This window comes from Xanthomonas sp. NCPPB 2866, from assembly GCF_041475745.2.
GTDB lineage: Bacteria > Pseudomonadota > Gammaproteobacteria > Xanthomonadales > Xanthomonadaceae > Xanthomonas > Xanthomonas arboricola.
Map to the genome: position 1 here is coordinate 3,144,619 of NZ_CM192975.1, position 24,742 is coordinate 3,169,360.

Below are 24,742 nucleotides of genomic sequence, written 5' to 3' on the forward strand. Positions count from 1 at the left end.
CGGAGCAAGCGCGACATGCGCCTGGCGCACGCCACCTCCGCACAGCGTGCGCGGTTGTCCGGCAGATGCGCGGACGGGACGATCACCAGTTGCTCAGTTATTCGACGAAGACGCGGGCGGCAGCGAGGCCGGCACGCTCGATTCCGGCGTGGACGGCTGCACCGGCGGTGTGGTGGCCGGCTGCAGCGGCGCGCTGGGCGTGCTTTCCAGCGTCTCGCCGCGCTCCACGCGCGCGCGCACGACGCTGTCGATGCGACGCAGGATCGAGGCCGACATGTCCTTGCGCAGTTCGTTGGCGAGGATCTCGCGCTCGGTCGCGGTGCCGGTGGCATCCACCGGTGGCGACACGTAGTCGCGCGACAGCTCGATCACCTGCTGCGGCACCAGCACCGAGCCGTTGGCGGTGGTGACGGTGAAGATGGCCGCATAGCGCAGGCTGTATTCCTGCGCGCGGCCCTGGCTGTCGATGGCGATCGGCAGATCGCCCCAGCGCTCGGACAACACCTGCACCTGCGCAAAGCCGGTCTTGGCATCTTCGTCGGCCAGGGTGGCGCCGGCGGCCTTGAGGCCACGCCGCAGCAACTTGGCCAGCTCGCTGTACTGCACCGCGGACTGCACCTTCACCGCGGGCGTGTCCGGCGGCAGCGCCAGCGAGTTGCGCAGATGGAAGCCGCAGGCGGTGAGGCTCGAGACCAGCACGAGGGACGCAGCGAAGGCAGTAGGAAATCGAATCATGGGCACAGTCTGGATGAGCGCCCCGGCGGCGGCAACAGGCGGCTAGCCTGCCCGACACCGCGTGAACGGGGCTTGAGAGGGCGCCGCGAAAAACGCGGCGCCCGGGAATGACAAACGCGTCGCCACGCGCCGGTGAAATGAATGACCACACGCCACTGCGGCAATCTCATCTGCGCGTCGCCACACCGGTCCGCGACACTGCCCGGACCGGCGTGGCAACGATCAGCCCGCCACGATATTCACGATCTTGCCGGGCACGATGATGATCTTGCGCACGCTCAGCCCTTCCAGGAACTTGGCCGCGTTCGGCTCGGCCTGGGCCAGCGCTTCGATCTGCTCGCGTCCGACATCGGCGGCCACCTCGATGGTGCCGCGCAACTTGCCGTTGACCTGCACCGCCAGGGTCAGCGCGTCGCGCACCAGCGCGGCGGCATCGACCTGCGGAAACGCGACATCTTCCAGCAGCGTCTCGCCGTGGCCCAGCACCTGCCACAGGGTGTGGCTGGCGTGCGGGGTGATCGGGTTGAGCAGCAGCACCATCGCCTCCAGGGCTTCCTGGCGCACCGCCCGGCCCTGCGCACTGGCATCGTCGAACTTGGCCAGCGCGTTGGACAGTTCCATCACCGCGGCGATCGCGGTGTTGAAGCTGTGGCGGCGGCCATAGTCGTCGCTGACCTTGCCGATGGTTTCGTGGGTCTTGCGGCGGATCGCCTTCTGCTCGGCGCTCAGTGCGGCGGCGTCCAGTGCAACGGCGGCGCCCTCGCCCACATGCTTGTGCACCTGCACCCATAGCCGGCGCATGAAGCGCGCCATGCCATCGACGCCGGCCTCGTTCCATTCCAGCGACTGCTCCGGCGGGGCGGCGAACATCGAGAACAGCCGCACCGTGTCGGCGCCGTACTTGGCCACCATCGACTGCGGGTCCACGCCGTTGTTCTTGGACTTGGACATCTTCTCGGTGCCGCCGATGTGCACCGGCTGGCCGTCGGCGATCAGCACCGCGCCGGTGACGCGGCCGCGCTCGTCGCGCTGGATCTCCACGTCGGCCGGATTGATCCAGTCCTTGCCGCCGTTATCGGCATCGCGATAGAAGGTGTCGGCGATGACCATGCCCTGGGTGAGCAGGTTGGTCACCGGCTCGTCGCTGTCCACCAGCCGCGCGTCGCGCATGAGCTTGTGATAGAAGCGGAAGTACATCAGGTGCAGGATCGCGTGCTCGATGCCGCCCACGTACAGGTCGGCCGGCATCCAGTAGTTGGCGCGGCGGTCGACCATGTCGCGTGCGTTGGGGCTGGTGTAGCGCGCCACGTACCAGCTCGACTCCATGAAGGTGTCGAAGGTGTCGGTCTCGCGCTCGGCCGGGCCGCCGCAATCCGGGCAGGTGGTCTGGCGCCAGGTCGGGTCGGTCTTGATCGGCGAACCGGTGCCGGCAAATTCCACGTTCTCCGGCAGCACCACCGGCAACTGGTCTTCCGGCACCGGCACCGCGCCGCACTTGGCGCAATAGATCACCGGGATCGGGCAGCCCCAATAGCGCTGGCGGCTGACGCCCCAGTCGCGCAGGCGGTAATTGACCCGGCGCTGGCCCTGGCCCTTGCGCTCGAAACGCTCGGCCAGTGCCTCGAAGGCGCCGCCGAAATCCAGGCCGTCGAACTCGGCCGAATTGATCAGCTCCAGCGGGCGGCTCTTGTCGGTGTACCAGTCGCGCCACTGGCTGGCGTCCCAGCGCTGCTCGTCGTCGTTGCGCGGCTCGCGCAGCTTGACCACCTGCACGATCGGCAGCTTGTACTTGTTGGCGAACTCGAAATCACGCTGGTCGTGGCCGGGCACCGCCATCACCGCGCCGGTGCCGTAGCCCATCAGCACGAAGTTGGCCACCCACACCGGCACCTGCTCGCCGCTGATCGGATGCACCGCGGTCAGGCCGGTGGCCATGCCGCGTTTTTCCTGGGTTTCCAGCTCGGCTTCGGAAACGCCGCCGTGCTTGAGCGTTTCCAGCAGCGCGGCCAGCTCCGGGTTGGATTTGGCCGCATGCAACGCCAGCGGATGCTCGGCGGCGATCGACACGAAGGTCACGCCCATCAGCGTGTCCGGGCGGGTGGTGAACACGCGCAGCGGGTCCAGTGCAGCGCCATCGGTGTCGCGCACGTCGAACTGGATCTCCAGCCCTTCCGAGCGGCCGATCCAGTTGCGCTGCATGGTCTTGACCGAATCCGGCCAGCCGTCCAACTGGTCCAGGCCGTCGAGCAGTTCCTGCGCGTAGTCGGTGATACGCAGGAACCACTGCGGGATCTCGCGTTTTTCCACCAGCGCGCCGGAGCGCCAGCCGCGGCCGTCGATGACCTGCTCGTTGGCCAGCACGGTCTGATCGATCGGGTCCCAGTTCACCACCGCGTTGCGGCGATAGGCCAGGCCCTTGCGCATCAGCCGGGTGAACATGCGCTGCTCGTGCACGTAGTACTCGGGCGTACAGGTGGCGAACTCGCGCGACCAGTCGATCGCATAGCCCAGCGATTTGAGCTGGCCGCGCATGTGGTCGATGTTGGCGTAGGTCCACTTGGCCGGCGCGGTCTTGTTCTTGATCGCCGCGTTTTCCGCCGGCAATCCGAACGCGTCCCAGCCCATCGGCTGCATCACGTTGTGGCCGGTCATGCGCTTGTAGCGGCTGACCACATCGGAGATGGTGTAGTTGCGCACATGGCCCATGTGCAGCGCACCGGACGGGTACGGCAGCATCGACAGGCAATAGAACTTCGGCTTGTCCGAAGTTTCGTCGACCTGGAAGGCGTGGGTGGCATCCCAGAACTGCTGGGCGGAGGTTTCGACCTGCTGCGGGTCGTAGGCGTTCGGTTCGACGGTGGACATTGGGAGCGGATGCTCGGGCGGTGCAAAGCGGCACAGGGTACCGCAGTGCAGCAGGTGCTCCAAACGCTTGCCTCAGGTGGCAGGTCTGGCCGGCCAGCGCCAGGCCGCCACCGCGAGCCAGCCGACCCAGGCCAGGAACGCCAGGCGCTGGGCGATCGCCTGCCGCAGCAGGCCCGGCGGGCCGAACGCCAGCACCGCCACCAGCAGCCCCGCGCCCAGGCTCAACCACGCCAGTGCGCGGGTGCCGGGCTGGTTGAGCAGCGCGGCGGCAAGCAGCAACATGCCCGGCACGAACGCCACCGCCCACAACAGCCAGGCGGTGGCATGGGCCTGGCTGGCGCGCCCGTCCAGATCGGTGGGGTCCAGGGGCAAGGCGCCCATGCCGAGAAAGGCCAGCCCGGCCAGCACGATCAGCTGCCCGCCCACGCGCAGGCTCCAGCTGGACCTGGCCGGCATGCGCGCCAGCAGGCTGACCCCGGTGGCCATGCCGAGCGCACCGACCAGCACGAACGCCAGCAGGTTGAAGCCCAGCGCATGCGGCACCCCGTTGGCACCGAGCAGCGCAACCGGATGGCTGGCCTGCAGGTAACCGGGCAGTGCCACGCCGAAGCCGGCCACCGCCAGCACGAAGACGGTTGCGGCGACCAGGCCCAGGTAGCGCTGGGTGCCATCGATGCGTGTCATTGCCTTGCTCCAACGCGGGGCGCAGGCTGCGCCACCAGGACGCAGCATTGTCGTGCCGGGCGCGCGTGGCGTGAACCCCTGCCAGGGTGACGGCCGGCCACGCGCCATGCGCCCGGGCCGGCCAGCCTTGTGTCGGCCCGGTTTGCCACCATTACCTCCCACTGTTGCCGCAATCACTTCTGGAAGCCCATGTCCGACAAGCCGCACGTATTCGATGCCACCACCGACACCTTCGAGACCGAGGTCCTGCAGAAATCGTTGACGACACCGGTGCTGGTCGACTTCTGGGCCACCTGGTGCGGCCCCTGCAAGTCGTTGACGCCGATCCTGGAAAAGCTCGCCGCCGACTACAACGGTGCGTTCGAGCTGGCCAAGGTCGATGTGGACAAGGAACAGCAGATCGCCGCCGCGTTCCAGATCCGCTCGGTGCCGACGGTGTTCCTGGTCAAGGGCGGCGAGCTGGTCGACGGCTTCCCGGGCGCGATGCCGGAAGGCCAAGTGCGCGAATTCCTGACCCAGCACGGCGTGCTGCCGGCCGAGCCGCAGGTCGCCGAAGCACTGCCGCCGGCCCCGCTCGAGCCGCAGGACCAGGTCGCCGCGCTGCGTGAGGCGATCGCCGCCGAGCCGGACAAGGACGAGCTCAAGCTGGACCTGGCACTGGCGCTGCTCAAGACCGGCGACACCGCCGAGGCCGAGCAGTTGATCGACGCCCTGCCCGCCAACCTGGCCACCGACGACCGTGCGGTGCGCGCCAAGGCCCGGCTGAGCTTTGCCAATGTGCTCAAGGACGCGCCGGATGCCGACGCGCTGCAGGCCGCCGTTGCCGCCAACGGCGCCGACCTGCGCGCGCGCCATCTGCTTGGCGTGCGCCACCTGCTCGACGGCCACGACGAGGCCGCGCTGGAGCAGTTCCTGGAAATGCTGCGGCAGGACCGCGCCTTCGACGACAACCTGCCGCGGCGTAGCCTGATCGATGCGTTCCGGGTGATCGAGGACGAAGACCTGGTCGGCCGCTACCGCCGCAAGATGTCGTCGCTGGTGTTCTAAGCAACCGCCGGTACCACGGCGCCCGGTCTGCAAGCCGGCCGGGCGCTGCCGTCACCGCCACAGCTTCCATACGCATGCGAATGGTATGCTACGGGCCCGCCCCGCCATGGACCCTGGCCGCATGCGTGCTTCACTGTTCAAGCTCGGTATCAACCTGTGGCCGCCGTACCTGTTCGCCGGGATCCATGTCACCGCGTTGTCGGCCGACTACCGCTACGCACGCGTGGAACTGCGCCAGCGGCCGTGGAATCGCAATTACGTCGGCACCCACTTCGGCGGCAGCCTGTTCGCGATGACCGACCCGTTCTGGATGCTGCTGACCATGCAGAACCTGGGACGAGACTACTACGTGTGGGACAAGGCCGGCAGCATCGAGTTCGTCAAACCCGGGCGCGGCACGGTGAGCGCGGAGTTCGTCATCGACGACAGCGTGCTGGCCGAGTTGCGCGCCGCCACCGCCAATGGCGAAAAACACCTGCGCTGGTTCGAAAACGTGGTGCACAACCGCCGGGGCGAGGTGGTGGCGCGCGTGCGTAAGCAGTTGTACGTCAGGCGCAAACCGGCACGCTGACACTGCGCCGCCGGCGCGCTGCCGGATGGCCAGCACACCGCGTCGGTTTCATGCGCGTCGGCTGGACGTGATCGTGGCGTGCGCAAGCCCGTCATGCCCTCGCGCACGCTCACGAGGTGTTGCGCGCGGCATGCGGACTCTGGGGTCTCCCAACCCACACGGACTGTCTTCATGAAAACGCTCAACGTCATCACCCTGGTGCTTCTTATCGTCGGCGGCTTGAACTGGGGCCTGGTCGGCCTGTTCCAGTTCGATCTGGTCGCCACGCTGTTCGGCGGCCAGGATGCCCTGCTGTCGCGTGTGGTCTACACGCTGGTCGGCATCTCTGCGTTGTGGCAGCTGGTTCCGCTGTTCCGCAGCGACCATGGCGCCAACGTTCACCACACCAGCCCGCACGTGCGCAACAACCCGTAAGCGCACAGCTGCGGCAGGCATGCGCGTGACAGCAGGACGCCGGCGCATTCCGCCAGCGTCCTGCTGTGCGTACATGCATTCTGTGTCCAGGCGCTTTGCGTCCGGGCGCGTGGTCGGCAAGAATCGGGCATCCCTCCCGCTGGCTGCCTTCATGCTTCTGCGCACTGTTGCTTCCGCCTGCCTGCTTGCCCTGGTGTTACCCGCTGCCGCCAACGCGGCCTATCGCAGCCCGCAGCAGATCCTGGATGCCTCGCCGGCCAGCGCCTGGCGCGTGCTCGACCCCGAGCGCACGCTGTACCTGGAACTGGATGGCGGACGGGTGATCATTGAGCTGGCGCCGCAGTTTGCGCCCGCGCACGTGGGCAACATCCGCACCCTGGCGCACGAGCGCTTCTGGGACGGGCTCAGCATCTACCGTTCGCAGGACAACTTCGTGGTGCAGTTCGGCGATCCGGATGGCGAGACGCCGGCCAAGGCCAAGTCGCTGGGCTCGGCGAAGACGCACCTGCCGGCCGAATTCGAGCGCCCGTCGCAGGGCCTGGACTTCCAGCGCCTGCCCGACAGCGATGGCTGGGCGGCGCAGGTGGGCTTTGTCGACGGCTTCCCGGTCGGGCGCGACAGCGCCAGCGGCAAGACCTGGCTGGCGCATTGCTACGGCACCCTGGGCGCCGGCCGCAACAACGACGAAGACAGCAGCATTGGCGCCGAGCTGTATGTGGTCACCGGGCAATCGCCGCGCCAGCTGGACCGCAACATCACCGTGGTCGGCCGCGTGGTCAAGGGCATGGAGTTGCTCAGCGTGATCCCACGCGGCCCGGACCCGATGGGTTTCTACGAAGACCCCGCGCAGCGCTCGCCGATCCGCGCCATTCGCCTGGCCAGCGAGGTGCCCATGCCCGAACGAACGCCACTGCAGTTGCTGCGCACCGACAGTCAGACCTTCCGCGATGTGGCCGAGGCGCGCCGCAATCGCAAGGACGATTTCTACAAGCGCCCGGCCGGGCATATCGATCTGTGCAATGTGCCGTTGCCGGTGCGGACGCCGCCGGCTGGCTGAGTCGGGAATCGGGAATCGTAAAGCGGCGCGCGCGTGACTAGCGGGCGCGCTGGCTGAAGGCGACGCTGCCCAGGATCAGCACCGCGGCCACCAGCATGGTCCAGGTCAGCGGCTCGCCCAGCAGCGACCATGCCAGCAGTGCGCCGAACACCGGCACCAGATAGGTCACCGTGGAGGCGCGTGCCGGGCCGATGCGCTGGATCAGGCGGTAATACATCAGGAACGCCAACCCGGTGCACACCACGCCCAGCGCGGTGGCGCAGGCCCAGGCCACTGCCGGCACCGGCGTGGTTGGCCACTGCAACCAGGCTAGCGGTGCCAGCAGCAGCGCGCTGCAACCCAGCGTGGACGCCGCCGATGCGGCCGGCGGCAAATCGCCCATGTGGCGCTTCACCAGGTTGTAGCCGATGCCGTACAGCAGCGACGCGGTGGCGCCCGCCAGTGCCGCCGGCCCCACGCTCAACCCGGCCGACTTGCCGGTGGCCAGCACCAGCACGCCGATGAAACCGATCAACAAGGCCAGCGCGCGACGCGTGCCGATCTTCTCGCCGAAGAACAGGAAGGCGATCAATGCGGTGAACAGCACCGTCATCGCATTGCAGATCGCACCGATCGCGGCCGGCGCGTGTTGCGCGCCCCAGGCGAACAGCAGGAACGGCAACGCGGAGTTGAGCACGCCGATCGCCGCCAGCATCGGCCAGCGACGCAGCGGGAAGCGTTCGCGCGCCAGCCACAGGAACGGCAACAGCACCAATGCACCGAGCGCCAGGCGGATTTCCACCAGCGCCACGGTGCCGAACCTGGGTGCGGCCACGCGCATGAACAGGAACGAGCAACCCCAGACGATGCCGAGAAACCCCAACTCCAGCGGGGTGCGCCATTCGCGTGCCGCAACCGCTGGCTGCGTCGCCGGCTGCGCGCTCATGGCCGCACCTGCGCACGCTGCCGTGATGTGCTGAAACCGCAAGAGACAACATCAGGCAAGCAGACGGGCATGGCACGATCATCGCGATGGGGTACTGCAGCATCGGTTGCAACCGCAGGCGCGACAAGCGCGTAGTATCGAGGCGAGCCACAAATCTCACTCATGCCTCGATGAACCTGCGCCCCACCCTGCTGCCCGCGCTGGGCGTGTTCGCCGCCGCCGCGCGCCACCAGAACTTCGCGCATGCCGCCGAAGAACTGCATCTGACCGCCAGCGCGGTCAGCCACCATGTGCGCAAGCTCGAAGCGCTGCTCGGCGTGACCCTGTTCCAGCGCTTGCCGCGCGGGGTCAAGCTCACCGCCGAGGGCCGCCAGCTGGCCGACGCCGCCACCGCTGCATTGGCCGAGATCGCCTCGGTGGCCGGCAACCTGCATCCGCGCGAAGACGCCATCCCGCTGCGCGTGACCACCTTGCGCTCGCTGTCGTACTGCTGGCTGTTGCCGCGGCTGCCGCGCTTCTGTCGCGCGCATCCGCATATCCGCATGGATCTGCAATCGGACGCGGCGTTTTCTCGCTTCGAAGAAGGCGGCCCGGATCTCGGCATCCGCTATGGCCAGGGCGCCTGGCCCGGATTGACCTCGCATCATCTGATGGACGACGAACTGTTTCCGGTGGCCTCGCCGTCACTGCCGGAGGTCGCTGCGCTACGCACGCCGGCGCAGATCGCGCAATTGCCGCTGCTCACCGACATGTCGCCGCAGGGCTGGCGCGACTGGTTCCGTGCCGCCCAGGTGCGCGGCACCACGCTGCCGCCGATGCACACCTTCAACGACAGCACCGACGCGATGCGCGCTGCCGTCTATGGCCTGGGCGCGGTCCTGGCGCGCAAGCACATCGCCCAACCGTACCTGCAGCGTTACGAGCTGGTGCGCCTGCCCGGCCCCACCCTCAAGGCACGCTACGCCTACTACATCGTGCACCCCAGTCACCGCGTCCCCGGCCCTGCGGCAATGGCGTTTATCGATTGGCTCAAGCGCGAGGCGCTGGACGAACGCACCCCGATGCCTGCCTTGCCGGCAGAGCTGCTGGCACTGCCTGCGGTCTGAGGGCGCCTGCTTGCATCACTGCGACCTTGCATGCCGGGCCCTGCCTGGAGGACTTGAGCGCGGTGCCTGAGCCGGTGCTGCCGGACTGATCTGGCATGCCTGGGCTGCAGGCCGCCACCCGCAAAAACCTTCAGCACCTATCGGCTGCGACCTGCCCCGCGGGCAGATCCCGCGCGCCAGAAACCTGGGCATCCCCCATCACGGCAACGTTGGCGACAGCCGCCAGCCGCGCCCGACCACCGCCGACCGAAAAGGCGCTTGACATCGGCCGCCATAAAATCAATTAATTAGCTAATTCGTTAATTGCCTAATTCCTTATGTCCATCGACCGCATCTTCGAAGCCCTTGCCTCCCAGCCCCGCCGCAAGATGCTGGCGTGCCTGGCAGACCAGGAACTCACCGCCGGCCAGATCGGGCAGTTGTTCGAAATGAGCGCGCCAGCCATCTCGCGGCATCTGTCGGTGCTGGAAAGCGCCGGGCTGGTATCCAGCGAACGGCGCGGCCAGTTCGTGGTCTACCGGCTCACCCCGGACAACATGGTCAACACGCTCAGCAGCTTTGCCTTCGAAGTCTGCCCGGCCTCGGCGCCGCTCAAGCGCAAGGCGCGCGCCTTGACCAAGAAGACCTCCTGACCCTCCTCCGGCCGCAAAGGACTCCTGCCGATGTTCAGCACGCCCCAGCAACGCCCTGCCGATGCACAGGCAGGTTTTCCGTCAGTCCGTCTGGAGTCCTACAGCGGCGGTCTGCCGGTGGAGGTCACGCTGATCGCACAGCTGGGCGTGGGCGCAGGCAACCCGTTGATCGAACAGGCCTGCCGCCGCCAGCGCGCGCATCCCAGTTTTCACGATGCGCTGGACGAGCCATCGGCACGCTTGGCCGGCACCGACTTTGCGCACGGCGAATCGACTGCCCTGTTCTCGTTTGCGGTGGGCGCCAACGGCCACCCGTTCCATCGCCACGCCGGCCATCGCATGTTCACCGCCATCACCGGCAGCAGCGGCGCGCAACTGCGCTTCTGCACCGCCTCGATGGAGCAGATCGAACAGGATCCACAGCACTTTCTGGCGGCGTTGCGGCATATCGATCTACCGGCCGACTGCCTATTCACCGTGCGCTTTGGCGGCGGCACCTGGCATCAGTTCGCACCGCTCAAAGCGCAAGCCGCACACCCGGCATTTTTCGCACTGTCCTGCCACAGCGACGAGGCCGGCGGCGCGTTGAGCGATGCGGTGCGCGCACGCGTGCTGTCCGGCACCGCCGATATCGCCACGCTCACCGAAACGCTGCCGGAGGCGGTGATCGGGCTACTGGCCTCGGCGCAGGCACGCGCGCTGCAGATCCCCACCGTACGCCTGTCGTTGGCCGCATCGCCAGGCAGCAGCAGGTCTGCATGGTGCGGCCGACTGCGCGCGCTCAGCGGCAGGCTGCGCCAGGCAGTGAGCCGGCTGCGTCGACCGGTGGGGTTCGTTGCAATGGCACCGCAGCTGGCGCAGGTCAGCGTGCATGCCGAGCCCAAGCCCGGCTCGCTGCTGACCCGGCACCTGCAGGGCTTCGATCATCAGGACAGCGTACGTCTGCGCCTGCAGCCGCATGAGTTGCGTCAACGCGGTGCGCACACTTTGATGGCGTTGCTGCTGGAGGGGTTCACCGAGCGCGCGCCGCGCGGCGTGACCTGGTTGATGCGGCTGCGCAATGCGCTGGTGGCGCCGCTGCAGTTGCGAACTTCTCCGCTGGGCTGCCCGGTGTCTTCGTTGCTGTCGGCACAGCGCGACTGCCTGTTCGCAGGGCGATTCCCGGTACTTGCGCAAGACAACGCGCCACTGGATCGACGCGTGCAGGTATTGCTGGGCGCCGACGACCGCCACCTGGTCTTCCGCAGCAGCGTGGGCGTGGAAGTGCTGGAGGATGGCAGCGTGGAGCTCAGCCTGGAGACGCGCGTGGCCTGCCGCAACAGGTTTGGCCGCGTTTACATGGCCCTGGTGGACGGCGTGCACCATCGCTACATCGCACCGGCGCTACTGCGCACTGCCGCCCAGGCCCTGCTGGTGCCGGTACTGGAGACCACCGCAGCACAGGCAACCGCGCGGCGCCCGTGAGCGGCCAGCGCACGCGGCCATCACCCGATCTTGCCTGACGGCTGCCTAGTCTTTGGGTCCCCAATCCAAGGAAGCTTTCCCATGCCGACTCTTCGCATGCGTATCACCGGCACCGACGACGACGCGCGTGCCATCGCCAACCTGCTGCAGAGCATCGAAGGCATCGAGCACGTGGAAGAAGTCGACGACCTGATGCCGCACCTGGACGACGACGATTCCAGCTCGGCCGGCCTGTCCGACGACGAAGGTCCGGGCAGCCACGAGTTCGAAGTGGAAGCCGGCAACGATGCCACTGCGCAGAAGGTGCGCGACGCCGTGCAGGAGCTGGCCCTGCAGCTGGACGTGTTTGTCGAGTACGAATTCGACGAAGGCTGAGCCGGCTGCGTACCGACTGCGCTGCACTTGCGCGCAGTCGGTGTCTGGAGATGTTGCACACCACGTGCTGTACCGCGATCGCGTGCAAGCAGCGCAATCGGGATCGACGTGCTACCGCGCAACGCGTCGAGTAGCTGCGTGAAGTAATCGCCCTTCCCAAACATGCGCAGCTAATGCGGCATCGCCGACCAGCTACGCAGTGGATCAGGACATCCGGCGTCGCCGCGCACGCCAGCGCCATGCCTGCAGCAGCAGCCAGGCGACGATCCCCCCCAGCACCAGCACCGGCAGCAACGCCGCCACCGCGCGGATCACGAAGGCCACGCTGGATGCGAAGACCTGGCCGAACTCGGCTGCCGCCTCGGCAATCTCGCCCCTGCCCTGCTCGCCACCGGTGCCGCGGAAATTGAGCGTCAGCAACTGCGTGCGCACGCGCCGTTGCTGCTGGGCGGCGTCCTGCTGGGTCTGCTGCGCTTCGGCCTCGATCTCGGCAAGCCGCTTGGACAGGGCCAGCAGATCGGTCACGGCCAGGTCGCGGCGCTGCTGCAGTTCGAGCAGGCGCGCATGTTCTTTCTGCAGGCGCGCCTGTGCCAGCCCGGTATCGGCGATCTGCTGCGCCAGATCCTCGGCACGCGTGCTGCGCGCGGCGACATCGCCATGCTGGCCGGCCAGTTGCACCATCGGCTCGATGCCGTCCGGAGCTAACCGCACGCTGACGCTGCCGCTGGGGTCGCGCCCACCGGTTTGTTCCACCGCCAGCAGCGCGCAGTCGCCGAACTGCGCCGACTGGCAGGCAGTGCGTACCGCGGCGATGCGTTGATCGATCTGATCGGCCGGCAGCTCGATGCGTACATCGTGCTCATACGCCAGCGCATTGCCTTGCGCGGCGGGCGGTGCCGGCGCCGGCGCCGGCGCGCCGCCGTCTGCCGCCATCTCGCCCGACGGCCTGGCACATCCGCTCAGCGCCCAGCCCAGCAACAAGCCGACCGCGTACCACTGCATCCGGCGCCTCATCGGCTGGCTCCATCGGCCACGTGCATGCTCTGCACGGCCAGACCCGGCGCGGACACACCGCGCAGTTTGACCGCCACACTGGCCTCGCCAGTCCTGCAACGCACGCCCGTGCTGAAAGGCGCACTGCCGCGCTGCGGGAAGTGGTGGTGATTGGCATGCTGCCGGTTGAAGCGATGGATTCCCGGCATCTCGGGCGCCGCCTGCAGGCGCAATGGCGCGCGCATGCGGGGCCGCAGCAGGCCGCCACGGCGACGGCATGACGCACACGGGCGCTCGCACGCCTCGGGGTTCGGCGCATCGGTGTGCGGGTCGAACGCGATGCGTCCGCAATGACAGCTGTGGGCGTCGTGCATGGTGATCCTCCTTGAAAGCGGCCACTCTAAACCAATGGCGGATGCGGACAAGCGCGCACATGCCTATGCTGGCGGATTGCTTCCATTGGAATCCACCATGCGTCAACGTCTGCTTGTCCTCGCCCTGCTCGCCGGCCTGAGCGCCTGCCAGCAGCAGCCCGAATCGCCGCGCGCCGGCAGCCCCGATGCCGCGACGCAGGCTGCGCAGACGCCGGATGCGCGCTTTGCGGCGCTGTCCAAGCGCGCGCTCGACACCTGGATGCAGCTGTCGCCGGTCACCGCCACTCAGACCGGCGATCACCGTTTCGATACGCAGATCGACGATCTGAGCAGCGCCGGCCGCCAGCGCAGCCTGGAGGCCGGCAAGAAGCTATTGAGTGAGCTGGATGCCATCGAGGTGGCCAAGCTGTCGCGCGAGAACCAGGTCGATGCGGCCATTTTGCGCAACCAGCTGCAATCGGAAATCTGGAACACCGAGGTGCTGCAGAGCTGGGCCTGGGACCCGCAGGTCTACAACGGCCTGGCCGGCAGCGCGCTGTATGGCCTGATGGCGCGCGACTTCGCGCCGCTGTCCGAGCGCCTGAGCTCCGCCACGCAGCGCATGGAGAAGATTCCCGGCATCTTTGCGCAGGCGCGCGCCAACATGGACCCGGCCCGCGTGCCGAAGATCCATGCCGAAACGGTGGCCAAGCAGAACAAGGGCATCCTCAGCATCGTCGATACCTTCATCGCGCCCAATATCGGCCAGCTCGGCCCGATTGAAGCGGCCCGCGCGCAGGCCGCCATCGACGATCTGCGCAAGGCCGTGGCCGAGCAGCAGACCTGGCTGGATACCGTGCTGGTGCCCAATGCCAAGGGCGATTTCCGCGTCGGTGCGCAGATCTACGACCAGAAGCTGAAATTTGCGCTGCTGTCTTCGCTGTCGCGTGCCGAGATCAAGCAGCGCGCCGAGTCCGAGCTCAAGCGCGTCCGCAGCGAGATGTACGGCATTGCCCGCACGGTACTCAAGGACAAGCCCGGCGCACCCAAACTGCCCGAGACGCCCAACGACGACCAGCAGCAGGCCGCGATCGAGGCGGCGCTGGAACTGGCCTATGCCGACAAGCCGGCACGCGACAAGGTGGTCGACGACGCCAAGGCCGCACTGGCGCAGTCCACCGAGTTCGTGCGCCAGAAGGATCTGATGACGCTGCCCGATTCGCCGGTGGACATCATCCTGATGCCGGAATTTCAGCGCGGCGTGGCGGTGGCGTACTGCGATTCGCCGGGCCCGCTCGACAAGAATCTCAAGACCTTCTATGCGGTCTCGCCGATTCCCGACGACTGGAACGACAAGCAGGTCGATTCGTTCCTGCGCGAGTACAACAGCCGCATGATCCACCTGCTCAGCATCCACGAAGGCACCCCGGGCCATTACCTGGAAGGCTGGCATTCGGCCAAGTTCCCCTCCACGCTGCGCGCGGTGCTGCGCTCGGGCATGTTCGCCGAAGGCTGGGCGGTCTACACCGAACGCATGATGCAGGAACAGGGCTATCTGGATAACGACCCGCTGTTCCACCTGGTGCAGCTCAAGTTCTACCTGCGCACCATTGCCAACGCCATCCTCGATCAGGGCGTGCATGTGGATGGCTGGGAGCGCGACAAGGCGATGCACCTGATGACCCACGATACCTTTCAGCAGGAAAGCGAAGCGGCGGGCAAGTGGGTGCGTGCGCAGCTGTCGTCCGCGCAGCTGCCGACCTACTTCGTCGGCGTGCAGGAACATCTGGACACGCGCAAGGCGGTGCAGGACAAGCTGGGCAAGGACTTCAACCTGAAGGCGTACCACGACCAGATGCTGTCCTACGGTGCCCCGCCGGTGCGCTTTGCACGCGAGTTGATGCTGGACCAGCCGATCGAGTGATTGATCCGTCTCGCACACGCGCAAGAGAAGCTCCTGCAAAGCTCCTGCGGATTCCCCCCCTCTCCCGCATGCGGGAGAAGGTGCCCCGTAGGGGCGGATGAGGGTACGGGCGAAGCCTCGTATGGCCGACCAGCGCGTGGCTTCGCCCCGTACCCTCACCCCATCCCTCTCCCGTATGCGGGAGAGGGGCTAGATCTCGAAGTTACTACGCCCGCCTGCGACCGCTCGCATCGAGCACTCAAGCATCGTTCGCCTCACCCATCCGCCGCAACAAATCCGCCGGTCTGCCGCGCCCACAGACGTGCATACAGGCCGCCCTGCGCGATCAGTTGCGCATGCGTGCCGGTCTCGACGATGCGTCCGGCATCCATCACCACCAGCCGGTCCATGCGCGCGATGGTGGAGAGGCGGTGCGCAATCGCAATGACGGTCTTGTTGCCCATCAACGCGTCCAGGCTGTCCTGGATCGCAGCTTCCACTTCCGAGTCCAACGCCGAGGTGGCCTCGTCCAGGATCAGGATCGGCGCATCCTTCAGCAGCACGCGCGCAATGGCGATGCGCTGCCGCTGACCGCCCGACAGCTTGACCCCGCGTTCGCCCACATAGGCATCGAATCCGCGCCGGCCTTCGCCATCGACCAGCGTGTCGATGAAGCCTTCCGCGCGCGCCTTGCGCACCGCTTCCAGCATCTGCGCGTCGCTGGCCTGCGGCCTGCCATACAGCAGGTTGTCGCGGATCGAACGATGCAGGAGCGAAGTGTCCTGGGTGACCAGGCCGATCTGCCCGCGCAGGCTTTCCTGGGTGACCTGGGCGATGTCCTGCCCGTCGATGAGGATGCGCCCCTGCTCCAGGTCGTACAGCCGCAGCAGCACGTTGACCAGGGTCGACTTGCCCGCGCCCGACGGCCCGACCAGGCCGATCTTCTCGCCGGCACGCACCTGCAGGTCCAGCCCGGCGATCACCCCGCCGCGCTTGCCGTAATGGAAATGGATGTGCTCGAACTGCACCTGGCCGTGCGTCACCTGCAGCGGCACGGCGTCGGGCGCGTCCTGCACCAGCACCGGCTGCGAGATGGTCTGCATGCCGTCCTGCACGCTGCCGATGTCTTCGAAGATGCCGTTGACCGTCCACATGATCCAGCCGGACATGTTGTGGATGCGGATCACCAGGCCGGTGGCCAGCGTGATCGCGCCCACGCTGATCTGGCCGCGGCTCCACAGCCACAAGGCCAGCCCGCAGGTGCCCACGATCAGGAAGCCGTTGGCCACCGCAATGGCGGTATCCATCGTGGTGGTCACGCGCGTCTGCCCGCGATGCTTCACCGCCAGCTCGTCGATCGCATCGCGCACATAGGCCTGTTCGCGGCCGGCATGGGCGAACAGCTTGAGCGTGGAGATATTGGTGTAGCCGTCGACGATGCGCCCGGTGGCCTTGGAGCGTGCATCCGACGCGATCCACGCGCGCGCCTTCATGCGCGGCACGAAGAACGCCATCAGCGCGACATACACCACCAGCCAGATCAGCAGCGGCAGCATCAGCCAGGGGTCGGCCTGCGCAAACAGCCACAGCGCGCTGCCGGTATAGACCACGATGTACCAGAGCGCATCGACCATCTGCACTGCCGATTCGCGCAGCGAGGTCCCGGTCTGCATCACCCGGTTGGCGATGCGGCCGGCGAAATCGTTGTTGAAGAAGCCCAGGCTCTGCCGTACCACGTAGTTGTGCATCAGCCAGCGCGAGCGGTTGCTCAGGCCCGGCACGATCGCCTGGTTGACCAGCAGGTTGTGCAGCCCGGTGAACAGCGGGCGCGCCACCAGTGTGATCGCCGCCATCCAGAGCAATTCGCCGGCATGCCGGCGGAAGAAGTCCGCTCCCGGTCGCTCCGCCAGCATGTCGACGATGCGCCCGAGGAAGTCGAACATCGCCACTTCCACCAGGGCCAGCAACAGCCCGGCGATCAGCGTGGCCAGCAGGATCGGCCATAACGGCCGCAGATAATGCAGATAGAACCGCCACACGCTACGCGGCGGCATTTCCCGCTCGATCGGCGGGAAGACATCGATCAGGGATTCGAACCAGCGGAACATCGCAGACACTTTCGGGAAAAACCGGGAGATCAGGCTAGCTGATCGCGCGTCAAGCTGCAGTGGCGCTGGCGTCGGGTTGCTGCAGCATCACCCGCACGGCAGGCTGCGCTGTGCGCGGCAGGCAACCGGCCCGTCGCATCGGTTCCGGTTGCCCGGGTCATGCGGCGTCGGTCGCGCTCATTCGCGGACACGTGTGAGCAGGCGGTTGACCTCGACCAGATCGAAATGGCCCGGATCGAAGCGCCCGCCCAGGGTGGCCAGCTCCTGCACATGTTGCGCATGCTCCGGGTCGGCGACGATCCGCAGCAAGGCCTGGTAGCTGTCGATTCCTTCGCTGCTCTCCGGCGGGCAGGCATTGGCGCCGTCCACGCAACGGGCCGCGCGCAGGCTCGCGTCCGCCGGCAGGATCGCCTCGACCTGAACGCGGTGCTGCCAACCCGCGCCGGCACCGTAGAAATAGTCGAAACGCTCCAGCTCGCCCACCGCGCTTTCGATACTGACCCGGGCGGCATGCTTGAGCCGTGGCCGCTCCGGCACATCCAGCCCGGACTCGCCGTAGCGGCCGCCGCCCAGGTCGAATTCGTACGGATGCGCACCGTTCCAGCCCATCAGCGGTTGCAATACACGATGCAGCGTGGCCAGGCGCAGCGCTCCGGCCACCAGCACGCGGCGCCAGATCAACGGCGCGCTGTCCACTAATGAAACATGCAGCTGATATACCGGCGCAGGCGTGGGTACCGCCTGCTGTGCAACTTTCTTCTTGGCCTTGGTCATCGGGTCTTGGTCGTGTCTCTCAGTCGCCAGTATGGCGGCAGCGGCCCGCGCCTGCATGGCCCGCCCCGTCAGCGCTGCACCATGCGGTGTGCGGTGTGCGATGTGCAGCATGTCGCGCGATCACGCATCGACGATGCCGCCCACTATCTCGCCAGCATCATTGCGCCGCTGCCCTCGCCCGCCCGGATTTACGCCACACCCGCTGCACGCGCCGGCAGTCGCAGGCCGAACAACAGGTCATACAGGATCGGGATCAAGCCCAGCGTCACCAGCGTGCCCAGCGCCAGGCCACCGATCATGGTGATGGCCATTCCGGTCCACAGCGGCCCGGCAAACAGCATCAGCGGAATCAAGCCGACGATGCAGGTGAGCTTGGTCATCACGATCGGGCGCAGCCGCTTGACCGCTGCGGCGATCACCGCCTCGCGGCGTGGCAGGCCATCGGCAAGCTCGGCTTCGATGCGTTCCAGCAGCAGCACCGCGTTGTTGACGATGATGCCGGCCAGCGCCAGCAAGCCGAAGGTCGCCATGAAACCGAACGGATAGCCGGTGATCACCAGGGCCAGTGCCGCACCAATCAGCACGAACGGGACTGCCGACAGCACGATCAGCAGCTTGCGGAACGAGTTGAACTGCCACACGAACAGCAGCAGGATCGCGCCCAGTGCGTGCGGCATGTATTGGAGCAGGGCCTGGTTGGCCTCGGCAGAATCCTCGAGCTCGCCACCGATCTCCAGCCGATAACCGGGTGGCAGCTTGAGCGCGGCCATCGGCACCGACAGGCGCTCGACGATCTCGGTCGCGGTCAACTGCGGGTTGCGTGCGGTCACGGTGATCGCACGGCTCAGGTTGCGCCGCTGGATCGCCGACGGCTCGCTGTCGTGCAGCACCGTGGCGACCGCCGCCAGCGGCACTGGCGCACCGCCGGCTTGCGGGTACACCAGGGTGTCGCCAGGTGTGCCGTCGGCGGCGCGTTCCTGCGCACTGCCACGCCACACCACGGCCACCGAGCTGCCATCGTCGCGCAACAACGAGGCATCCACGCCGCTGTAGCGCGCCTGTAGCGCCTGCGCAATGTCCTCGCTGCTCACCCCGGCACGCCGCGCCCTGAGCTGGTCCACCTGCACCACGTAGCGCGGAATGCGCGCCTGCCAGTCGTCCTGCACATCCACGGTGCCCGGCAACGCGCGCAGCGCCTTTGCAATCGCAGCGGCGCTGCTGCGCAGTACTGTCTCGTCGGGGCCGACCACGCGATACACCGCCATCCCGGCTTCGGTCGCGCCCAGCGAAAACCGCTTCGGCTCGGCGCGCACGGTGGGGAAGTGGCTGCGGACATGCGCACGTGCCCGCGCTATCACTGCATCGAGATCGGTGCCTGGGCGCACGCTCACGGTGAAGTACGCCATGTTGGCCGCCGGCAGCGGGGGATTGAGACCCAGCACGATGCGCGGGCCGCCATCGGCGACATAGCCGATGCTGTCCACCACCTCCGGGTTGGCGCGCCGATCGGCAAACCAGCGGCTCAGCGCACGCACCGTGCGCAGGGTTTCACGCGTATCGCTGCCTGCCTGCAAGGTCACCGGCATCTGGAACTGCAGACGATCGGACTTGGGCAGAAAATCGTAGGGGATCGACACCAGCACCGCGACCGCCGCCGCCAGCATCGCCACCATGCCGGCGATAAACAGCGCCTTGTGCATCAGCACGCGCTCGATGAGGCGGCGGTAGCCACGATAAAAGCGCGACGGCTCCTGTTCGCTGCCGTGTGCGACATGTGCCTTGGCGAAATACATGCACAGCAGCGGCGTCACCGTGATGCTGAGCAGCCACGAGCCCAGCAAGGTCACCCCGAGCACGGTAGCCAGCGAGCGCAGATATTCGTTGGTGCTGGTCTGGCCGAAGAAGAACGGCGAGAACGCCAGCACGATCACCAACGATGAGGTCAGCAACGGGGTGGCCAGGGAGCGGCCGGCGTCGATGCAGGCCTGACGGCGCTGTTCTCCGGCAACCAGGCGGCGTTCGATGTCTTCGGCAATGACAATACCGTTGTCCACCAGCAGGCCGAGCGCCAGGATGATCGCCGCGATCGACACCGTCTGCAGCTCCACGCTCAGCACGCGCATGACGATCAGCGAGGCGAAGATGGTCAACGGCACGATCGCGCCGACGATCAGGCCGGTGCGCCAGCCCAGGAACAGCATCACTACCGCCATGACGATGACGATGGTCTCGCCCATGACGTGGTGCATCTTGCCCATCTCGCGCTCGACCACGTCGGCCTGGAAGGTGACCACGTGCTGCGCAAAACCTGCGGGCAATTCCTCCGCGGTCTGGCCCAGCTTGGCGCGCAGCGTTTTGCCGAAGTCGGCGATATTGCTGCCGGGCTTCATCGAGACCGACACCACCACCGCCGGCTGGCCCTGGTAGACGGCAGCGCTTTCCGGCGGATCGGCAGGCATCACCTGTACCTGCGCCAGCTCGCCCAACGCCACTTCGCGCACGCCATTGGCATTGGGTGTCGGCAAGGTCAGCAACAGGTTCCGCAACTGCGCAGGCGAGCGTATCTCCCCGGAAGTCGCAACCGTCATCGCCAGCCCGGACACCGTCGCCAGCCCGCCGGAGGCCACCACATTCTGCGAGCGCAACTGCGCCATCACGCTGGCAGGGCTCAGTCCGGTCGCCAGTAGCCGCGCGCGATCGAACGCCACATACACGCGCTCGTCCTGCAGCCCGTACAACGCCACCTGCTCCACGCCAGGCAGGGTATACAGCTGCTCGCGCAGGCGCCGCAGCGGCCCACGCATCTCGCTCATCGAATAGCCTGGTGCGGTGACTGCGATCGAGGCCACCGACACCCGTCCGAAGTCATCGTCGACCAACGGTCCCTGCGTGCCCGCAGGCAGTTGCGCACCCGCCTCGGCGGCCTTGGCCCGCACGCGCTGCCACAACGCCGGCAGATCCTGCACATCGTCGTAGGCGGTCAGCTGCACGATCGCGCTGCCTGGCCGCACCGTGCTCACGATGCGCTTGATGCCGGCCAGTTCGCGCAGGCGCTCTTCGAGGGGGCGCGCCAACAGGGTTTCCACCTGCTCGCTGGGCATGCCCGGAAACGCCACCGACACAATGGTGTCGCGCACGGTGACCGAGGGTTCTTCCTGCGAGGGAAAACCGACGAACGCCACGATACCGCCGAGCAGGATCATCACTGCCGCGAACAAGGTCAGCCGGCTCGACCTCATCGCCATCCGGGTCAGCATCATGGCGCCTGCCCTCCGCTCAGCTGCGTCTGCATCTGCAACGGCGCCACCGGCTGGCCATCGATCAAGAAGCCCACGCCTGCGCTGACCACCTGATCGCCGGCCTGCAGCCCGCGCCGGACCTGGATGCGGCCGCCGACGATCGACCCGAGCTCGACTGCGCGCTCGCGCACGATCCGCTGTGCCGGCTGATACACGAACACGCTGGCCCGTTGGCGATTGAGCCTGGGCAGTACTGCAGAAAGCGGCACGCTGGGCGTGCTCGCAGCCTGCGCGGGCAACTGCAGCAACACACTGTCGCCACTGCGCATCGCGTGTGGCGCGCGCACCACCTCCAGAATCGCCAGCGCAGTGGTACCGTTATCCAGCCGGCTGGACAGGCTGCACAGGCGTAACGTCAGCGGCACCGCAGGCTCGTCGGCCAGCGTGGCCTGCACGGTCTGCCCAGGCGTCAGCCCTGCGGCAGCAACAGGCGGCAGATTGGCGAGCAATTGCAGATGCGCCTGCCCTTCCAGCTGCAACACTCCCTGCCCCGCCCCCACATCGGCCTGCGGTTGCTGCAGGCGTGCGACCACGGCGCCATCGAAGGGTGCGCGCAGCTCGCCAAGACGCGATGCACGCCGCGCCAGCGCCAGGTCGGCCTTTGCCACCTGCAGTTGCGCGGTTGCCGCATCCGCCGCCGCGCGGGCGGCGGTCAGCGTCGCCGCGGAGCTGGCACCATCGTCGAACATGGCGTGCTGCTGGTGCAGTTGCAGCTGCCGCTCGCCGGACTGCGCCATCGCCGCGCGCAGGTTGGCGTCGGCCTGCTGCTGACGCAATTGCAGCGGCTCGGCATCCAGGCGTGCCAGCACCTGCCCTTTCTGTACGCGGTCGCCCACATCCACCAGCACGGCGGCGATGCGTCCGCCGCTCTCGAACGCCAACTCGGCCCGTTGTTGCTGACGCGCCATTGCCGGCACCTGCAGCCACCCATCGCGGCCGGAGCCGAAGCGCTCCAGCTTGACCGCCCGCGGGGTCTCGGCCGCCGGCGCATCCGGCCGGCTGCAGCCGGCCAGCACCAGCAACAGACCGCAACACACCATGGTGCGAAGAACATCCATCATCACGCTATCCCCTGCCATGTGCCGCTCAGCGGCTGTAGGTCACTGCAACCGTGCCGCCGACAAAACTGCGGCGTGCAACCAGCGGGCTGTCCGTGGCGTTGTCCGCATAGCGGGTGCCGGTCACGCTCACGGTGGTGGCCCAGTGATCGCCCAGCGCATGCGTCCAGCTGCTGCCCACCGCGGCGGCATACACGCCGGATCCGGTACTGAAGGCCTGCCAGCGCGTCCGCGCCGCCTGCGCGTCGGTGACCCCGAAGTAGGCCTGGTTGAAGCGACGATCGCCGGCATGCACATCCAGATCCAGCGTCACCGTGTCGCTGGCGCCATGCAGCAGGGTGAACTCCACGCCGGCGCGATAGCGGTTGCGCCGCGCGTCCTGTTTGAGCGCGAATTCGGCTTCCGCGTTGACGTTCATGTACGGCGTGATCCGCTGCATCACCAGTGTGCGTGCGGTGACCGACCCCGGCACATCGCCCATGCCGGCCAGCATGCGCGAACCCGGACGCCAGTCGCTGTCGCGTTGCAGGCGGCCCAGGTCGTAATACAGCGACTGCGACAAATAGAAGCCGGAATCGCTCTGGAACTGCAGACCCGCGCCACGCGCGGTGTCGAAGAACAGCATGCCACGCTGGACCACCAGCACCGGGTTGGCCTGCACGCGCGCGCGCTCGGCGCCGGCATACCGCGGTGCCGCAACCGCTGCCGCGCCCGCGGTGAGATCGGTGTGGTCGCCCAACAGCCGCGAGCTGCCGGTCAGATCGGTCTGCGCGTGCGCAAGGCATGGCAGCAGCAGGCTGGCAACGAACGGCCAGGCACGCAGTGTGGTGTCACGAGGCAGCTGCATGAAAAACAGGATGGCCATGAAAATCTCCGTCAGCGATCAGGAAAGGGATGGCAGGCAAACGCCGTAGAACGCCTGAAACAGGGCAATCCGGCTCAACAGGCGTTGGCGTGCGGTGGTCAGGTAATCCAGTTGCACCTGCGTGGCGCGCAGGCGCTCGGTCAGCAGCGTGGTGCGATCTTCCAGGCCTGCGTCCACGCGCCTGCTGAGCCGTGTCATGCGCGATTGCTCACGCTCGGCCTGCGCACGTGCACGCGGTTCGGAGTCGGCCAGGGTGGCGTGCGCGTCGAGCGCATCGGCGACCTCGCGGAAGGCGGACTGGATCGCCTGTTCGTAGGCCACGACATCGGCGCGCTGGCGCAGCTGCGCCAGCGCGAGATTGGCGCGGTTGCGGCCGCCGTCGAACAACGGCAGGTTCAATTGCGGGCTGAAGCTCCACATGCCGTGGCCGGCGGAAAACAGCCCGTTCAAGCCATCGCTGGCGGTGCCCACGCTGCTGCTCAGGGTGATCGATGGAAAGAACGCGGCGCGTGCTGCGCCGATGTCGGCGTTTGCCGCGCGCAGTTCCAGCTCCGCCTGCTGGATGTCCGGGCGTTGCAGCAACAACGAGGAATCCAGCGCACGCCACGCCGTGCTGGGTGTATCTGCGGCAATCAGGCGCTGCAGGTCGCCCGGCACCGGCAAGCTGTCGTAGCCAACCAGCAGTTGCAGCGCGCGCAATGCCGCAGCGTGGTCGTCGGCGCCCTGCAAGGCCGCAGCATGGGCCTGATCGGCCTGATGCTGCTGGCCATCGCGCTGGTCGCGCGCGATCAGCCCGATCCGGTACTGCCGCTGTGCGATCGCCAGCAGCGCAGCACTGTCGGCATCGGCTGCTTGCAGCTGCTGCAGCGCCTGGCTGCTTGCGCGTTCGGTGGTGTAGGCGCGCAGCACCTCGGCAACCAGCGCGCCCCGGGCCGCATCGCGCCCATGGGTGCTGGCCAGATAGCGCTGCCGCGCCGCCTCGGACATGGCCTGCAGCTTGCCGAAGAAGTCCAGCTCGAGATTGCCGATGCCGGCGTTGGCAACGACCAGATCCTGCCCGTAGCGCGCGTCCAGGGCCGGATCGTCGAAGCGCTGCCGCACCTGTTGTGCACCCACGCCGATGCTTGGCACGCGCGCGGCGCGCTCGATGCGGTACTGCGCCCGTGCCTGCTCCACCTGCAAGGCGGCGCGACGGAAGTCGCTGTTGTGCGCAAGCGCGCGTTGCAGCAACGGCCGCAGATCGCGATCCGGTGCGAACGCCTGCACGAACGCGCGTTCCTGCAGATTCAGCTCGATCCCCACCGGCTCGCTCGGTCCCCCAGCGGCCACCGCCTGCTGGCTGCCGAAGGTGCCCGGCACGGTCACCGCCGGTCGCTGGTAAGTCGGCGTCAATGAACAGCCGCCCAGCAACATGGCGATTGCCGCATTACGCAGGGCGCGGAAACAACGAGGCGCGGTCATTTGTGGAATCATGATGTCGGAGCACACGAGCCAATCTCGACCGACATCCTCGA

At 67.4% G+C, this 24,742-nt stretch carries 21 protein-coding genes; 9 read left to right on the forward strand and 12 right to left on the reverse strand.

Annotation, left to right across the window (positions count from 1 at the left end; genetic code table 11):
• Positions 1-93: 93 nt before the first annotated feature.
• The 3 genes from ACCQ04_RS13440 to ACCQ04_RS13450 all read right to left on the reverse strand — a co-directional run bounded on the left by ACCQ04_RS13440 (position 94) and on the right by ACCQ04_RS13450 (position 4,284).
• Positions 94-735: an LPS-assembly lipoprotein LptE gene (locus tag ACCQ04_RS13440; protein WP_024939734.1), complete on the reverse strand. Its 642-nt coding sequence runs from the start codon at positions 733-735 to the stop codon at positions 94-96.
• A 222-nt stretch (positions 736-957) separates the two neighbouring features.
• Entirely contained in the window at positions 958-3,600 is a 2,643-nt protein-coding gene (gene leuS / locus ACCQ04_RS13445) for a leucine--tRNA ligase (RefSeq protein WP_226427182.1), read from the reverse strand.
• 72 nt (positions 3,601-3,672) lie between these two features.
• A complete protein-coding gene (locus tag ACCQ04_RS13450; protein ID WP_039522279.1) occupies positions 3,673-4,284 on the reverse strand; it encodes a DUF998 domain-containing protein in 612 nt (203 codons plus the stop codon).
• 189 nt (positions 4,285-4,473) lie between these two features.
• Here ACCQ04_RS13450 and trxA point away from each other — a divergent pair, with 189 nt between their 5' ends.
• The 4 genes from trxA (at position 4,474) to ACCQ04_RS13470 (ending at position 7,373) form a co-directional block, all read left to right on the forward strand.
• Positions 4,474-5,331: a thioredoxin gene (gene trxA, locus ACCQ04_RS13455; protein WP_039522282.1), complete on the forward strand. Its 858-nt coding sequence runs from the start codon at positions 4,474-4,476 to the stop codon at positions 5,329-5,331.
• Positions 5,332-5,452: 121 nt separating this feature from the next.
• Positions 5,453-5,902: a DUF4442 domain-containing protein gene (locus ACCQ04_RS13460; protein WP_372358542.1), complete on the forward strand. Its 450-nt coding sequence runs from the start codon at positions 5,453-5,455 to the stop codon at positions 5,900-5,902.
• Between the two features lie 171 nt (positions 5,903-6,073).
• Entirely contained in the window at positions 6,074-6,316 is a 243-nt protein-coding gene (locus ACCQ04_RS13465) for a DUF378 domain-containing protein (protein WP_226427184.1), read from the forward strand.
• Positions 6,317-6,467: 151 nt separating this feature from the next.
• The gene (locus ACCQ04_RS13470) at positions 6,468-7,373 is read left to right on the forward strand and encodes a peptidylprolyl isomerase (protein WP_039523066.1); all 906 of its coding nucleotides are present in this window, start codon (positions 6,468-6,470) and stop codon (positions 7,371-7,373) included.
• Between the two features lie 37 nt (positions 7,374-7,410).
• Here ACCQ04_RS13470 and ACCQ04_RS13475 read toward each other — a convergent pair whose 3' ends face one another.
• Positions 7,411-8,298, reverse strand: a complete 888-nt coding sequence (locus ACCQ04_RS13475; protein ID WP_039522286.1) for a DMT family transporter — start codon at positions 8,296-8,298, stop codon at positions 7,411-7,413.
• Between the two features lie 170 nt (positions 8,299-8,468).
• Between ACCQ04_RS13475 and ACCQ04_RS13480 the strand changes: the two genes are divergently transcribed.
• The 4 genes from ACCQ04_RS13480 (at position 8,469) to ACCQ04_RS13495 (ending at position 11,875) form a co-directional block, all read left to right on the forward strand.
• A complete protein-coding gene (locus ACCQ04_RS13480; protein ID WP_065032495.1) occupies positions 8,469-9,404 on the forward strand; it encodes a LysR substrate-binding domain-containing protein in 936 nt (311 codons plus the stop codon).
• Between the two features lie 317 nt (positions 9,405-9,721).
• Positions 9,722-10,036 (forward strand): metalloregulator ArsR/SmtB family transcription factor, encoded by a 315-nt coding sequence (locus ACCQ04_RS13485; RefSeq protein ID WP_024939743.1) that lies wholly within the window; start codon positions 9,722-9,724, stop codon positions 10,034-10,036.
• A gap of 30 nt (positions 10,037-10,066) precedes the next feature.
• Entirely contained in the window at positions 10,067-11,500 is a 1,434-nt protein-coding gene (locus ACCQ04_RS13490; protein WP_102581381.1) for a DUF2867 domain-containing protein, read from the forward strand.
• A gap of 81 nt (positions 11,501-11,581) precedes the next feature.
• Entirely contained in the window at positions 11,582-11,875 is a 294-nt protein-coding gene (locus tag ACCQ04_RS13495) for a hypothetical protein (RefSeq protein WP_005994696.1), read from the forward strand.
• A gap of 204 nt (positions 11,876-12,079) precedes the next feature.
• Here the strand turns inward: ACCQ04_RS13495 and ACCQ04_RS13500 are convergent, their stop codons facing one another.
• Together ACCQ04_RS13500 and ACCQ04_RS13505 are read right to left on the reverse strand one after the other, a co-directional pair.
• Positions 12,080-12,889, reverse strand: coding sequence for a DUF4349 domain-containing protein (locus ACCQ04_RS13500; RefSeq protein WP_179465506.1), 810 nt, complete (start codon positions 12,887-12,889; stop codon positions 12,080-12,082).
• Positions 12,886-13,293 carry an aldehyde-activating protein gene (locus tag ACCQ04_RS13505; RefSeq protein WP_226427186.1) on the reverse strand — a complete coding sequence of 136 codons (408 nt, stop codon included), beginning with the start codon at positions 13,291-13,293 and terminating at the stop codon, positions 12,886-12,888. Before ACCQ04_RS13505 ends, ACCQ04_RS13500 begins: the two co-directional genes overlap by 4 nt.
• A gap of 46 nt (positions 13,294-13,339) precedes the next feature.
• On the opposite strand from ACCQ04_RS13505, the gene ACCQ04_RS13510 reads away from it, so the two are divergent.
• Complete coding sequence (locus ACCQ04_RS13510; protein ID WP_226427187.1) at positions 13,340-15,145, forward strand: DUF885 domain-containing protein; 1,806 nt, start codon at positions 13,340-13,342, stop codon at positions 15,143-15,145.
• Positions 15,146-15,399: 254 nt separating this feature from the next.
• On the opposite strand, the gene ACCQ04_RS13515 is transcribed toward ACCQ04_RS13510, so the two are convergent.
• The 6 genes from ACCQ04_RS13515 to ACCQ04_RS13540 all read right to left on the reverse strand — a co-directional run bounded on the left by ACCQ04_RS13515 (position 15,400) and on the right by ACCQ04_RS13540 (position 24,701).
• Positions 15,400-17,232, reverse strand: coding sequence for an ABC transporter ATP-binding protein (locus ACCQ04_RS13515; protein ID WP_102253798.1), 1,833 nt, complete (start codon positions 17,230-17,232; stop codon positions 15,400-15,402).
• Positions 17,233-17,409: 177 nt separating this feature from the next.
• Positions 17,410-18,006, reverse strand: a complete 597-nt coding sequence (locus ACCQ04_RS13520; protein ID WP_226427188.1) for a plasmid pRiA4b ORF-3 family protein — start codon at positions 18,004-18,006, stop codon at positions 17,410-17,412.
• Between the two features lie 188 nt (positions 18,007-18,194).
• Complete coding sequence (locus tag ACCQ04_RS13525) at positions 18,195-21,266, reverse strand: efflux RND transporter permease subunit (protein WP_226427189.1); 3,072 nt, start codon at positions 21,264-21,266, stop codon at positions 18,195-18,197.
• Positions 21,263-22,363 carry an efflux RND transporter periplasmic adaptor subunit gene (locus tag ACCQ04_RS13530; RefSeq protein WP_226427190.1) on the reverse strand — a complete coding sequence of 367 codons (1,101 nt, stop codon included), beginning with the start codon at positions 22,361-22,363 and terminating at the stop codon, positions 21,263-21,265. Before ACCQ04_RS13530 ends, ACCQ04_RS13525 begins: the two co-directional genes overlap by 4 nt.
• Before the next feature lie 28 nt (positions 22,364-22,391).
• Positions 22,392-23,210, reverse strand: coding sequence for a MipA/OmpV family protein (locus tag ACCQ04_RS13535; protein WP_372358783.1), 819 nt, complete (start codon positions 23,208-23,210; stop codon positions 22,392-22,394).
• Between the two features lie 36 nt (positions 23,211-23,246).
• Positions 23,247-24,701, reverse strand: coding sequence for an efflux transporter outer membrane subunit (locus ACCQ04_RS13540; protein WP_372358543.1), 1,455 nt, complete (start codon positions 24,699-24,701; stop codon positions 23,247-23,249).
• Between the last annotated feature and the right edge of the window lie 41 nt (positions 24,702-24,742).

Bases quoted from the DNA above. Each gene is read 5' to 3' on its own strand.
- ACCQ04_RS13525 (WP_226427189.1), bottom strand. From the start codon at position 21,266: ATGATGCTGACCCGGATGGCGATGAGGTCGAGCCGGCTGACCTTGTTC.
- ACCQ04_RS13500 (WP_179465506.1), bottom strand. From the start codon at position 12,889: ATGAGGCGCCGGATGCAGTGGTACGCGGTCGGCTTGTTGCTGGGCTGG.
- leuS (WP_226427182.1), bottom strand. From the start codon at position 3,600: ATGTCCACCGTCGAACCGAACGCCTACGACCCGCAGCAGGTCGAAACC.
- ACCQ04_RS13540 (WP_372358543.1), bottom strand. From the start codon at position 24,701: ATGATTCCACAAATGACCGCGCCTCGTTGTTTCCGCGCCCTGCGTAAT.
- ACCQ04_RS13515 (WP_102253798.1), bottom strand. From the start codon at position 17,232: ATGTTCCGCTGGTTCGAATCCCTGATCGATGTCTTCCCGCCGATCGAG.
- ACCQ04_RS13465 (WP_226427184.1), top strand. From the start codon at position 6,074: ATGAAAACGCTCAACGTCATCACCCTGGTGCTTCTTATCGTCGGCGGC.
- ACCQ04_RS13530 (WP_226427190.1), bottom strand. From the start codon at position 22,363: ATGGATGTTCTTCGCACCATGGTGTGTTGCGGTCTGTTGCTGGTGCTG.
- ACCQ04_RS13535 (WP_372358783.1), bottom strand. From the start codon at position 23,210: ATGCAGCTGCCTCGTGACACCACACTGCGTGCCTGGCCGTTCGTTGCC.
- ACCQ04_RS13520 (WP_226427188.1), bottom strand. From the start codon at position 18,006: ATGACCAAGGCCAAGAAGAAAGTTGCACAGCAGGCGGTACCCACGCCT.
- ACCQ04_RS13495 (WP_005994696.1), top strand. From the start codon at position 11,582: ATGCCGACTCTTCGCATGCGTATCACCGGCACCGACGACGACGCGCGT.
- ACCQ04_RS13450 (WP_039522279.1), bottom strand. From the start codon at position 4,284: ATGACACGCATCGATGGCACCCAGCGCTACCTGGGCCTGGTCGCCGCA.
- ACCQ04_RS13470 (WP_039523066.1), top strand. From the start codon at position 6,468: ATGCTTCTGCGCACTGTTGCTTCCGCCTGCCTGCTTGCCCTGGTGTTA.
- ACCQ04_RS13440 (WP_024939734.1), bottom strand. From the start codon at position 735: ATGATTCGATTTCCTACTGCCTTCGCTGCGTCCCTCGTGCTGGTCTCG.
- ACCQ04_RS13460 (WP_372358542.1), top strand. From the start codon at position 5,453: ATGCGTGCTTCACTGTTCAAGCTCGGTATCAACCTGTGGCCGCCGTAC.
- ACCQ04_RS13480 (WP_065032495.1), top strand. From the start codon at position 8,469: ATGAACCTGCGCCCCACCCTGCTGCCCGCGCTGGGCGTGTTCGCCGCC.
- ACCQ04_RS13475 (WP_039522286.1), bottom strand. From the start codon at position 8,298: ATGAGCGCGCAGCCGGCGACGCAGCCAGCGGTTGCGGCACGCGAATGG.
- ACCQ04_RS13485 (WP_024939743.1), top strand. From the start codon at position 9,722: ATGTCCATCGACCGCATCTTCGAAGCCCTTGCCTCCCAGCCCCGCCGC.
- trxA (WP_039522282.1), top strand. From the start codon at position 4,474: ATGTCCGACAAGCCGCACGTATTCGATGCCACCACCGACACCTTCGAG.
- ACCQ04_RS13510 (WP_226427187.1), top strand. From the start codon at position 13,340: ATGCGTCAACGTCTGCTTGTCCTCGCCCTGCTCGCCGGCCTGAGCGCC.
- ACCQ04_RS13490 (WP_102581381.1), top strand. From the start codon at position 10,067: ATGTTCAGCACGCCCCAGCAACGCCCTGCCGATGCACAGGCAGGTTTT.